Source organism: Helicovermis profundi (assembly GCF_033097505.1).
Classification (GTDB): domain Bacteria; phylum Bacillota; class Clostridia; order Peptostreptococcales; family Acidaminobacteraceae; genus Helicovermis; species Helicovermis profundi.
The window spans coordinates 2,859,096-2,871,323 of record NZ_AP028654.1; the positions used below are offsets into that span (position 1 = coordinate 2,859,096).

The 12,228-nt window shown below is 30.6% G+C and carries 11 protein-coding genes; all 11 read right to left on the bottom strand.

Features of this window, described 5'->3' with window-relative positions; all coding sequences use genetic code 11:
• Positions 1–24: 24 nt before the first annotated feature.
• Positions 25–948 carry an AEC family transporter gene (locus AACH12_RS13090; protein WP_338535824.1) on the bottom strand — a complete coding sequence of 308 codons (924 nt, stop codon included), beginning with the start codon at positions 946–948 and terminating at the stop codon, positions 25–27.
• A gap of 124 nt (positions 949–1,072) precedes the next feature.
• Positions 1,073–2,758, bottom strand: a complete 1,686-nt coding sequence (locus AACH12_RS13095; RefSeq protein ID WP_338535825.1) for a phospho-sugar mutase — start codon at positions 2,756–2,758, stop codon at positions 1,073–1,075.
• Between the two features lie 27 nt (positions 2,759–2,785).
• Positions 2,786–4,024 (bottom strand): patatin-like phospholipase family protein, encoded by a 1,239-nt coding sequence (locus AACH12_RS13100; RefSeq protein ID WP_338535826.1) that lies wholly within the window; start codon positions 4,022–4,024, stop codon positions 2,786–2,788.
• Between the two features lie 256 nt (positions 4,025–4,280).
• The gene (fabZ, locus tag AACH12_RS13105) at positions 4,281–4,712 is read right to left on the bottom strand and encodes a 3-hydroxyacyl-ACP dehydratase FabZ (RefSeq protein WP_338535827.1); all 432 of its coding nucleotides are present in this window, start codon (positions 4,710–4,712) and stop codon (positions 4,281–4,283) included.
• 100 nt (positions 4,713–4,812) lie between these two features.
• Positions 4,813–5,214, bottom strand: coding sequence for a rod-binding protein (locus AACH12_RS13110; RefSeq protein ID WP_338535828.1), 402 nt, complete (start codon positions 5,212–5,214; stop codon positions 4,813–4,815).
• 33 nt (positions 5,215–5,247) lie between these two features.
• Complete coding sequence (gene flgG, locus AACH12_RS13115) at positions 5,248–6,039, bottom strand: flagellar basal-body rod protein FlgG (RefSeq protein WP_338535829.1); 792 nt, start codon at positions 6,037–6,039, stop codon at positions 5,248–5,250.
• Between the two features lie 41 nt (positions 6,040–6,080).
• Positions 6,081–7,154: a flagellar basal body rod C-terminal domain-containing protein gene (locus AACH12_RS13120; RefSeq protein WP_338535830.1), complete on the bottom strand. Its 1,074-nt coding sequence runs from the start codon at positions 7,152–7,154 to the stop codon at positions 6,081–6,083.
• 409 nt (positions 7,155–7,563) lie between these two features.
• On the bottom strand, positions 7,564–8,589 hold the full coding sequence (mreB, locus tag AACH12_RS13125) for a rod shape-determining protein (RefSeq protein ID WP_338535831.1): 1,026 nt from the start codon (positions 8,587–8,589) through the stop codon (positions 7,564–7,566).
• Between the two features lie 19 nt (positions 8,590–8,608).
• On the bottom strand, positions 8,609–9,871 hold the full coding sequence (murA, locus tag AACH12_RS13130; protein ID WP_338535832.1) for a UDP-N-acetylglucosamine 1-carboxyvinyltransferase: 1,263 nt from the start codon (positions 9,869–9,871) through the stop codon (positions 8,609–8,611).
• A gap of 473 nt (positions 9,872–10,344) precedes the next feature.
• Entirely contained in the window at positions 10,345–10,755 is a 411-nt protein-coding gene (gene atpC / locus AACH12_RS13135; RefSeq protein WP_338535833.1) for an ATP synthase F1 subunit epsilon, read from the bottom strand.
• A 67-nt stretch (positions 10,756–10,822) separates the two neighbouring features.
• A complete protein-coding gene (atpD, locus tag AACH12_RS13140) occupies positions 10,823–12,214 on the bottom strand; it encodes a F0F1 ATP synthase subunit beta (protein ID WP_338535834.1) in 1,392 nt (463 codons plus the stop codon).
• Positions 12,215–12,228 lie beyond the last annotated feature (14 nt).

The following is a 12,228-nucleotide window of genomic DNA, read 5'->3' on the forward strand; positions in this document are numbered from 1 at the left end:
ATCATCTAGTATGCTTTTTTTGTTTTACATAACCAATCCCAAAATAATTGGTATTGTTATAACAGAAAACAATGTTGAAATAAAGGTTGCTTTTGAAGCTAATTTAAAATCATTGTCATATCTTGAAGCTAATATTGATGTGTTAGCAGCAGCTGGCATTGCAGTCATTAGAACTGGAATTGTTAGTAAATATCCACTAAATCCAAATAATTTTAAAACAAAAAGTACTGTAAGGGGAAGTACTATTAATCTAAAAATAGAAAGAACTATGCAGCTAATATCTGTAATAATTTCTTTATAATGAACATCAGCTAATATAAATCCTATAAACATCATAGATAATGGTGTTGTTGTAGAACCAATTAGTTTTAGCGTTTTATAAATTGGCGTAGGTAAGTTTAGTGAAAATAAAAATAATATAAATCCAATTATAAGTGCTACAAGACCAGGATTTAATATAGATCTTTTTCCTACACCTTTATCAGAACCCCTTGTCATAAGGTAAACACCATAGGTCCATGTTAATACATTAAACGCTAAATTATAAATTGCAGCATAAAAAACTCCAATATCACCAAGTGCAATACTTACAACAGGATAACCCATATAGCCTACGTTAGCAAAAATCAAGATATATTCAAACACATCTTTTTTTCTTCCATTTGCTTTAGTAACTTTTGTATATATTTTAGAAAAAATAATTGCAAATAAATATACCGCATATGAAATCCCAACTATATATGCACTATTTTTAAGTATTTCTGGAGTAAATTTTTGATTCATCGATGTAATTATAAAGGCTGGAAGTGTAACGTTTATTACTAAACTACTTATTTCTTTATTGATATTATTGGTAACAACTTTTAATTTTTTTATAACAAACCCTGATATTATTAATAAAAATAGTAGCATTATTTGATTAGATATAAGCGAAAACTGTGGATTCATTTTTAAACCTCATTTTTATAAATTATTTTAATTTTAATTCATCTTAAATATTATAACAAAATTTTATGAATATACAACGAAAAAAGCATTAACCACTCGAAGTAGTAAATGCTTTTTTTGTCTTCTAATTATTAACTCCAGCAAGTTCTAAAATAAATGATTTAACATGGTCTAATTTTTCACTGAGTTTTTCTTTTTCTTTCTCAACAATTGAGAAATAAAATTTTATCTTTGGTTCTGTACCTGATGGACGAATAGCTAGCCATGATCCATCTTTTAAAATAAATTTAAGTACATTTGATTTTGGAAGCGTTGTATGGTCAAATTTATAATCGATAAATTCATTAACTCTAAAACCTGCAATTAAATTTGGTTTAAGTTTTCTAAGCGTATCCATTATATTTGATATTTCCTCCATACCTTCTTTGCCTTCTAATTTAATAGAAACCAAATCTTCTTTATAAAATCCAAATTTAGTATATATATCATTTAATTTTTCAAGAAGTGATAAATTTTGAGATTTGTAGTATAAGGCCATTTCAACAATAAGAGCAGAAGCAACTACCGCATCTTTATCCCTTACATGTGTTCCTCTTAAATATCCATAACTTTCTTCATATCCAAAAATAAAAGTATGGTTATGTTTTTTTTCAAATTCAGTCATTTTTTCGCCAATAAACTTAAAGCCTGTTAAAGTACTAATATAGTCAATATTATAATAACTTGCTATAACTTTTCCAATTCCTGATGAAACAATCGTACTTACAACTGCTCCGTTTTTAGGAATATCATTTGAACTTTCTAATATATAGTTAAGAAGAAGCGCTCCCGTTTGATTACCATTAAGTGCAATATAATCACCATTATTAGATTTTGCTACAATACCAACTCTATCACAATCAGGATCAGTCGCTAAAAGTAAATCTGCATCGTTTTCTTTCGCATAGACTAAACTTAATTTAAAAGCACTGTATTCTTCTGGATTAGGTGATTTAACTGTTGTAAATTCCTTATCGGGTATCATTTGTTCTTTTACTTCAATTAAATTATTAAATCCAATTTCACTTAGTATTCTTTTTACAGGTCTTCCACCAGTACCGTGAAGTGGAGAGTATGTTATCTTTAATTTATCTCCATATTTTCTTACATATTCTAAATTTTTTAGATTCTTTTTAACTTCTTCTATAAAACTAGTATCTATAGTGTAATCAAGATATTCAAGCAATCCTTTATCAATTGCATCTTGTTCTTCCATTATTTTTATAGTTTTAAAATCAATAATTTCATTAACCCTGTTAATTACTTTATCAGCTTCAACTGGAATTAATTGACCACCATCTTCTCCGTAAATTTTGTATCCGTTATACTCTGGTGGATTATGACTTGCAGTAACAACTATACCTGCCTTTGCTTTAAGATATCTCACAGCATAAGATAATTCTGGAGTACTTCTAAGCTCTTTAAACAAATACGCTTTTATACCATTAGCAGCCATAACTCTAGCGGCTTCAAGTGCAAATTCGGGCGATTGATTTCTTGAATCATAAGCAATTGCTATACTTTTTTCTTCACTATATTTATTGTTAATATAATTTGCAAATCCCTGAGTAGCTTTTCTTATGATATATTTATTAATTCTATTCGTTCCCTCACCAATTTTTCCACGTATACCGCCTGTACCAAAATCAAGATATTTATAAAATCTATCTTCAATTTCTTTTTCATCACTAAGGTTCATAAGTTTTTCTTTAAATTCTTTATCAAAATAATCGCTATTAATCCATTCATTATACATTTTTTTATAATTCATATATCCTCCTCTAAATTAAATACTATTTTATTCGCTTATCTCTTTTAAATAACAACACACAACTTTAAAAACACTTAATAATAATTTATCTTTTATTGTTTTCCTATAAAGTGAAGATTGTTTAAGAATATTTGATAAAACAGAATAGGAAATTTTATCTTTTTCTAATTTGTTTCTAATTTTATACTCTTTTAACAAAATGTCTACAAACTCATCAAATAAGTAAACCTTATATCTATTTATTTTATAGTAGTCTGCAACAAACTCAAGTAATGATATTACAAGAGTTTCATAAGAATCATCATCATTAAGATCTAATAAATCAGCAACTATTGGAATTATTTTTTCAAACACTAATCTTCTAGTTGGTTTATTATTTTCACCAAATATTTTTTTTATCTCTTCAATAGACCATTTTGGAGCATTTGCAAATAAATCAAAAAAATATTTCTCGTTTTTATTAGTTTCAATACAATATTTTTTTCCTTTATAATCTTTAAATACCCTTAATGTATCATAGTAACCCATTTTTAAATTATTTCTCATAGTTTCTTTTTTAAATTCAAGAATTTTACCAGTATTACCTGACGGTATTATATACGTTATATCTAAATCTTTATTTTTAACAGGCTGTACTATTCCTATAGCTTGGAGCCTAACAGCAATTATTTTTTTATACCCTTTTTTTGCTATCAAACCAATAGGTAAATTATCATAAAAGCCACCATCTATATATGTTTTATTTTCAATTTTATCAACTTTAAAAATAGGAAGATTTGCTGATGCTACAATATAATCGTGTAATTTACCATATGGAATTTCTTCTTTAAATACTTCTTTTCCTTTAAGTTCGGAAAGAGAAAATGTAACAATCCCATAATCCATCTGCGCTTTTCTAAGCTTATCTTCATCAATATACTTTTTTAATATTTTTTTTAAAGGCGTTATATTCAAACCACCATACTTAGCTGTTTTATGAAGATATCTCATTATTTTTTTAAAATCATCTGATTTAACATCAAAATCAAAATCAATTAACTTACTAAGTATCTCTCGATCACCTTCGATTCCAAAATCCGGCTCCATATTATACCAAATATCATAAACTTCATCATACAAACCAAGAGTAATAAAAGCTCCATTAATAGCACCAATAGAGGTTCCACTTATAGCACCAATGTCTATATTAAGTTCCCTTAGCGCTCTCCAAACACCAATTTGATAAGATCCCTTAGCTCCTCCACCTTCTAAAACTAATCCATACATATAATTCACCTTCTCTATTAAATTATACTACAAATAAAGAATTTCTAAACAATATATTTATCATATTTTTTATTAATACTTACATATACTTAAAAAAATATACACTTCTCTATGTACTATAGCCATTGCTCTCGCAAAGAGCTTTTCAAGCTCTCTTTTTGCGAGGCGAGAGCTTCGCTCTCTATGAAAAAAAGAAGAAAATCAAAATTTATCAAGCAAGCTTGATATTTTGATTTCCCTCTTTTTTTCGCACTGGCTAATTGTTTTCGACAATGCCAAACATTAATTCACCTTTGCATGCTACTTTTCCATCTACATACGCTATTGCTTGGCCTTTTCCTATTCCTCGTCTCATCGCTTCTAATTTTACTTCCATTCTCAGAGTATCTCCCGGTATCACTTGTTTTTTAAATCTCACTTTGTCTATTCCGGCAAATACAGCAAGTTTTCCTTTATTTTCTTCAAGACTCATAAGTGCTACTGCACCAACTTGAGCTAATGCTTCTACTATTAATACGCCTGGCATAATTGGATTTCCTGGGAAATGACCTTGGAAAAATGGTTCATTAAATGTAACATTCTTAATTCCAACAGCTTTTACTCCTACTTCTAATTCTAAAATTTTATCAACTAATAAAAACGGATATCTATGCGGAAGTATTTTTTGAATTTCTATAGAATTTAACATGCACCTCTCCTTTGTTATCTACTACTAATATCAGATGTTAATATATTTTAATTATATTATTTTGATAATAAAAGTCAAGAAAAAAAAGAACCCATAGGTTCTATCCTTTAATGTCAATACTTTTGACTTTATCTTCATCATCTTTATTAGTATTTTCAATATTTTTGTTTAGTGATTTATATATCATATCAGAAATTCCAAATCCACCCGATTTAGATATAACTTTTGATAATTCTTCATCATACATCGATTCAAACATACTTCTAGCATTACTTTTTTCAATAAAACCATCTTTATTTTCAGATGAACCTCTCATTGATTTAAACATCATATTAATAAAAATAGATTCAAAATCCTCAGCAACTTTTTTTAATTCACTTTTATCCTTTGATTTTTTTGCTCTTTCAAGCATATCCTTAAAAGCGTCATCAGTAGCTTTTTCTGCATTTGCTTTTGCAGAATCAATACTAGAATTCATACTAACATTATTTCCTATTTTCATTAATAACACCTCTTTTCATAGAAATTCACTTACTTATCGTCTTAAATTGTTAGCAAGTTCTAACATTTTGTCTGCTGTTTGAATAGTTTTCGAGTTTATTTCATATGCTCTTTGTGCCGTTATCATATTAATCATCTCATCCACTACTTGAACATTTGAAGTTTCTAAAAATCCTTGCCAAACTTCTCCTGTATCTTCTGTTTCATTTGAAATAGGATTTCCCGATACAGCCGTACTAGCATATAAATTGCTACCTATTGACTCTAATCCAGAAGGATTAAAAAATTTATCTGTTTTAAGCGTAGTTACTTCTTCTTCGTTATCCGAACCATTTCTTTTTACTGAAATTTTTCCTGATTTATCAATTATTATCTTGTCGACATCTGTGCCTAAATTAATATCTCCATCTAATCCTTGAACTTTATAGCCTTCGTTCGTTACTAAATATGAATTACCATCTATCAAACTTATTTTAAAAGAACCATCTTTTGTAAATCTTGTTTTACCCTTTTCATCAACAATTTCAAAAAAACCATCGCCATTAATTGCTACATCTGTATCACCATTAGTATTTTGAAGTGTTCCAGGTACAAAACTTCTAGTAGTTGCAGAAGTCATTACACCTTGACCTATTTGAACTATAACCGGTCTTCCATCAGTATCAACTTTTTGTTCTTGTAAAATATTCTCATATAATAAATCTTTAAATTCCACTCTTTGTTTCTTAAAGCCAGTAGTATTTACGTTTGCTAAATTATTTGCTATAGTATCTATTTTAAGTTGTAATCCTTTCATGCCTGATGCAGCAGCATTTAATGCTCTCATACCCTCATCTCCCATCAAATTCATTCATTTTATCTATTTATCTAAATCTTTCCAAGATCATTTACTGCTTTATTTAAAGTATCATCATACGCTTTCATAAGTTTTTGTCCAGATTCATATTTTCTATATAAAGATAAAAGCTCTATACTTTCAGTAACTGCATTAGAATTTGATTGCTCAAGCATACCTTGAATAAGAGTGCCTTTAAATTCCGTTTTCTTTCCTAACATATTTTTTTTAGTTTCATATACAGTTGAGCCTACTCTAAGTAAATCGCTATATTCAGAAAAGTTGGTAGTTTTTATTTTATCAATAATTTTTCCATTACTAATTATTTCTCCAAACTCATTAATTTCAACATTTTCCGAATCAAGTTTAATATCTCCTTTAGTTCCTTGAACTTTAAATCCACTATTAGTTACTAGTTCATGAGCTTCATTTAGTAAGAATCTACCATCTCGTACATAATAATTAGTGTCACCATTCTTTACTTCCATAAACCCTCTTCCACTTAGAGCAATATCAAGTTTCCTCTCAGTTGTTTTAAGTTCACCTTGATTAAAATCAGTGATTGATCTATCAGCTCTTACACCAGCATTTAAAGTTCCTACTACATTCGGAGCAACCATTTTAATTAAGTTACTTATTTTTTTACCATCAACTAAAACATCACCTTTTTCATTTATGTCAAGTTTTCCAGTGCCAATAAATATATCCTTACCATCATTACCAATAGCTCTATTACCTCTAGTAAGGTCTTTAGATTTATCAACATTTAAGTAATACGTACTTAAAAATCCATCTTTATCAACTGAAAACCTAGCAGATTTATTATTAGAAATACCTTCTTCATTTTTTACTCTAAAATATCCCCATTTAGTATCAAGTAAATAATTATCACCATACTTAGAAACATTTATTTTATCAAAACCACCTTCTGAAGGTACGTTTGAACCATTAAATTTAGATATTAGGACATCATTAAAAGATTCAGCTAATACTTCAGATTTCTTAAAACTTATTGTTTCAATATTAGCAATATTATTACTAATTTCATCTATTTTCTTTTGGTTTACCAAAGCACTAGTTCCAGATAAATACAAACCTCTTAACATAATAACCTCCACAATCTAAATATCATAAATATTATCGGCTAAAGTTCTATAATACTTTAAACATTTTTAAATTACTCGATGTTTAGCTTTAGCTAAACGAGTTTTCTTTAAGAATTTGACCCTAAAATAGAAAAAATTGTGAAATTCAAACAACGTGCCTCATGCCGATAAACATCGAAGCCTAATTTGAACTCTACAATTTCCCTTGAATCAAGAACTTGACCCTAAAAACAGAAAAAATTATGAAATTCAAACGGAGCGCCTTATACCAAAAAATCACAACATAGTTTGAACTTCATAATTCTCTTTTAATCAAGAACTTGACCCTAAAACAGAAAAAATTGTGAAATTCAAATGGAGCGCCTTATGCCAAAGGCATCGAAGCGTAATTTGAACTTCACAATTTTCATTAGTAGCGTATACTTTTTTTAGATGACATACTTCTCTCAAGAACATCTAAATGTTCAAGAGACAATCCAGTTCCTTTTGCAACACATGAAACTGCATCTTCAGCTATATAAGTTGGAATACCGGTTCTTTTTTCAAGTAATTTATTAAGACCATGTAAAAGTGATCCTCCACCTGTCATTACAATTCCTCTCGAACTAATGTCCGATGCAAGTTCTGGTGGTGTCTTTTCAAGCACTGCATGTACTGCATCACTTATCGAATTAACTGGTTCTCTTAAAGCTTCAAGCATTTCTTCGCTTGTTACGGTTATATTTTTAGGAAGACCTGTAATTAAATCTCTTCCTCTACAATCCATTTTAATAGGTTTCGCTCTTGGCGATGCAGTTCCAATATTAATTTTAAGTTCTTCAGCTGTTCTTTCACCAACCAATAAATTATGTGCTTTTCTCATATATTTAATAATAAATTCATCAAATTTATCTCCAGCAACTTTAATTGATTTACTAACAACAATACCACCGAGTGAAATTACTGCTATATCAGCAGTACCACCACCGATATCAATTATCATATTTCCATCAGGTTTTGTTATATCAAGTCCAGCTCCAATTGCAGCTGCAATTGGCTCTTCAATTATAAAAGTTTTTCCGCCACCAGCTTCTGAAGTTGCATCATAAACAGCTCTTTCTTCGACCTGAGTTACTCCACTAGGCACACAAACTATTATTTTGGGCTTAAAAAACATACTTTTTCCGCACGTTTTTTTTATAAAATATCTAAGCATTCTTTCGGTAATCTTATAGTCAGATATTACACCATCTTTAAGTGGTCTAATAGCAACGATGTTACCAGGAGTTCTTCCTAACATTCTTCTAGCTTCTGATCCAACTGCTAAAACAGTATCAGTATTTCTATCGATTGCCACAACAGAAGGTTCTTGAAGAACTATTCCTTTTCCTTTTATATAAACTAAAACACTCGCTGTGCCTAAGTCAATTCCAATTTCCGTTCCAAACCCGAACATAAAATCCACCTTCCACCTACTAAATTATTTTTTTAACTCTAGTTATATTTACTCCAATACCGGTTAATTTATTTTCAATATCATAATATCCTCTATCAATATGATATGTATCTACAATTTCAGTACTACCTTCTGAAATTAAACCTGCAATAATAAGCGCAGCTCCAGCTCTCAAATCCGTAGCTTTTACTTTTGCACCTTCTAAATTTGATTTGCCTTGAACAACTGCACTATGACCTTCTATTTTAATATTAGCTCCCATTCTAGAAAGTTCAGCAACGTGCATAAATCTATTTTCAAAAACAGTTTCCATAACAACACTAACTCCATTCGATTTTGTAAGCATTGCCATAAATTGAGCTTGTAAATCTGTAGGAAATCCTGGATATGGAAGTGTAGTTATATCAACTGATTTAATATTTCCATCAGAAATAACTCTAATATTATCTTCCTCTTCTGCAATATCTATACCACATTCTTTTAATTTTGCAATTATTGGTTTTAAATGACTTGGAACAACATTTTCTATTAATACATTTCCACCAGCAGCAGCTACAGCAATCATATATGTACCAGCTTCTATTCTATCTGGTATAGGAGCATGATTTGCACCTAATAGTTTTTTAACTCCAAGAATTCTAATGGTATCAGTTCCTGCACCCTTTACATTTGCTCCAATTTTATTTAAGAAATTTGCTAAATCTATTATCTCTGGTTCTTCAGCTGCATTTTCTATGATAGTTGTTCCTTCTGCAAGAACAGCGGCCATCATAATATTTTCAGTAGCACCCACACTCGGAAAATCAAGATATATTGAAGCTCCTATTAATTTTTCAGCTCTAGCTTCAACAAATCCGTGACCAAATTCGATCTTAGCACCAAGCGCTGTAAATCCTTTTAAATGTAAGTCAATCGGCCTCGCTCCAATTGCGCATCCACCTGGCATGGGAATCTTTGCAACACCAGTTCTAGCCAAAAGTGGTCCAAGAACATAAAAAGATGCTCTCATTTTTTGAACTAAATCATAAGGAGCTTCATTCGATTTGATTTCTGGAGTATATATAGTCATTTCTCCATTTGTTACTTGGCTTACCTCAGCTCCAAGTGACCTTAGAACATCACTCATTACAACAACATCTTTTAGAAGTGGAATATCTTCTAAATAACATTTTTCTTCAGCTAACAACGTAGCTGCAAGTATTGGTAAAATAGCATTTTTCGCTCCACTAACTCTAATAGTACCTTCCAAAGGTCCACTATTTTTTACAATAATCTTAGCCAACTCTGGGCCTCCTTAAAAATTGATTCTATATTTAATAAATTAATTTTATGTTAATGTAAGACCATAGTCCCACCATATTATATTATATATTAAATACAAAAAAACTTCTACCACCATAAGGTTTTTTTTTGATTACAATCGCGATAAAAAAGAGCAGTGCGATAATAAAAAGAAACATAAATGCAAGTTTACTTGCGATTTTATGTCTCTTTTTATTATCATAGGGCAAAATGCCCGTGACAAAGCTAAAGCGTAGCTTTTGCTGGTCGCACTGCTATTACCCTTTCATTCGATTGATTACTTTTTTTCTTTACATCTCTTTTTACTCATAGGGCAAAATGCCCGTGACAAAGCTAAAACGTAGCTTTTGCTGGTCGTCGGACATCACTCTTTATAAATGAATATTTCTTTTAATAATAAAAGATCTATAAAAACTTTAGCATTTACGCTAAGTTTTTATAGATCTTAATTCATTATATATCTATACCTGTAATCCTCAATCTATTCATAGCTCTATTTAGTGAAGTTCGAGCTCTAACTACATCAACTTCATGATCATCGCTATCAAGTCTATTTCTATTTCTATCAAGAGCTTCTTTAGCTCTTTCAACATCTATTTCGTGAGCCCATTCTGCTGCATCTGTAACTATTGTTGTTTGCTCATCAGTAACCGTCATAAATCCACCCGCACACGCAGCTTCAACAAACTTACCATCAACATTTTTAATTCTAATAGGTCCAATCGCTACTGGAGAAACAACTGGTTCGTGATCTTTAAGAATTCCCATATCTCCTTCAGAAACTCTTATAATGACCATTTCTACATCTCCATCAAAAAAACTTCTGCTTGGAGTTACAATTTTTAATTTAAAATTTCCAGCCATAAACTTATCCTCCTAAATATTTTATATAATATTCTTCGCATTCGTAAAGCACTATAACTCTACAAATCTATAAGTTTTTAGCCTTTTCAATAACTTCATCAATAGAACCCGCGAAAAAGAATGCTTGCTCTGGAAGATCATCATGTTTTCCTTCAAGAATTTCTTTAAATCCTCTAACCGTTTCTTTCAAAGGAACATATTTTCCTGACATACCTGTAAACTGCTCCGCAACAAAGAAAGGTTGAGATAAGAATCTTTCAACTTTTCTAGCTCTATTAACAACTAATTTATCTTCATCTGATAATTCATCCATACCAAGAATTGCTATAATATCCTGAAGTTCCTTATATCTTTGAAGAATTTCCTGAACTTTTCTAGCTACGCTATAATGCTCATTTCCTACAACATCCGGTGTAAGAATTCTTGAAACAGAATCAAGAGGATCTACAGCAGGATAAATACCTTTTTCAGAAATTTTTCTTGAAAGAACAGTAGTTGCATCAAGATGTGAAAATGTAGTTGCTGGAGCCGGGTCAGTTAAGTCGTCTGCAGGAACATATACAGCTTGCACAGAAGTTATAGAACCTCTATTAGTTGATGTAATTCTCTCTTGAAGCGCACCCATGTCAGTTGCAAGTGTCGGTTGATAACCAACTGCTGAAGGCATACGACCAAGTAACGCTGAAACTTCAGAACCAGCTTGAGTAAATCTAAATATATTATCAATGAAAAGTAAAACATCTTTACCTTCTTGATCTCTAAAATATTCAGCCATAGTAAGTCCAGTTAAACCAACTCTCATTCTTGCTCCTGGTGGTTCATTCATCTGACCAAATACTAATGTAGTTTTATCAATAACTCCTGATTCAACCATTTCATTATATAAATCATTACCTTCTCTTGTTCTCTCTCCAACACCAGCGAAAACTGATTGTCCACCGTGTTCTTTTGCGATGTTATTGATTAACTCTTGAATAAGTACTGTTTTTCCAACACCAGCACCACCAAAAAGTCCAATTTTACCACCTTTTGTATAGGGTGCAATTAAGTCAACAACCTTAATACCCGTTTCTAGAATTTCTGTAGATGTTTCTTGATCTTCAAACTTAGGCGGATCTCTATGAATAGGCCATTTCTCACCTTCGGTAATTTGACCTTTATTATCAATTGTTTCACCTAAAACATTTATAAGTCTTCCTACAGTACCTGGACCAACAGGAACACTAATTGGGTTGCCTGTATTAATTACCTCAACACCTCTAATAAGACCATCAGTTGATGACATTGCAATACATCTAACTGTATCATTACCAATATGTTGAGCTACTTCTGCAGTCAGTTTAATATCATTGTATTCAACTCTGACAGCATCATATATTTTGGGCAAATGTTCAGATTCAAATCGAACATCTAAAACTGGTCCAATAATCTGAACTATCTTACCTTTACTAGGCTCCATCTATTATCCACTCC

Bases quoted from the DNA above. Each gene is read 5' to 3' on its own strand.
- AACH12_RS13090 (WP_338535824.1), bottom strand. From the start codon at position 948: ATGAATCCACAGTTTTCGCTTATATCTAATCAAATAATGCTACTATTT.
- AACH12_RS13095 (WP_338535825.1), bottom strand. From the start codon at position 2,758: ATGAATTATAAAAAAATGTATAATGAATGGATTAATAGCGATTATTTT.
- AACH12_RS13100 (WP_338535826.1), bottom strand. From the start codon at position 4,024: ATGTATGGATTAGTTTTAGAAGGTGGAGGAGCTAAGGGATCTTATCAA.
- fabZ (WP_338535827.1), bottom strand. From the start codon at position 4,712: ATGTTAAATTCTATAGAAATTCAAAAAATACTTCCGCATAGATATCCG.
- AACH12_RS13110 (WP_338535828.1), bottom strand. From the start codon at position 5,214: ATGAAAATAGGAAATAATGTTAGTATGAATTCTAGTATTGATTCTGCA.
- flgG (WP_338535829.1), bottom strand. From the start codon at position 6,039: ATGAGAGCATTAAATGCTGCTGCATCAGGCATGAAAGGATTACAACTT.
- AACH12_RS13120 (WP_338535830.1), bottom strand. From the start codon at position 7,154: ATGTTAAGAGGTTTGTATTTATCTGGAACTAGTGCTTTGGTAAACCAA.
- mreB (WP_338535831.1), bottom strand. From the start codon at position 8,589: ATGTTCGGGTTTGGAACGGAAATTGGAATTGACTTAGGCACAGCGAGT.
- atpC (WP_338535833.1), bottom strand. From the start codon at position 10,755: ATGGCTGGAAATTTTAAATTAAAAATTGTAACTCCAAGCAGAAGTTTT.
- atpD (WP_338535834.1), bottom strand. From the start codon at position 12,214: ATGGAGCCTAGTAAAGGTAAGATAGTTCAGATTATTGGACCAGTTTTA.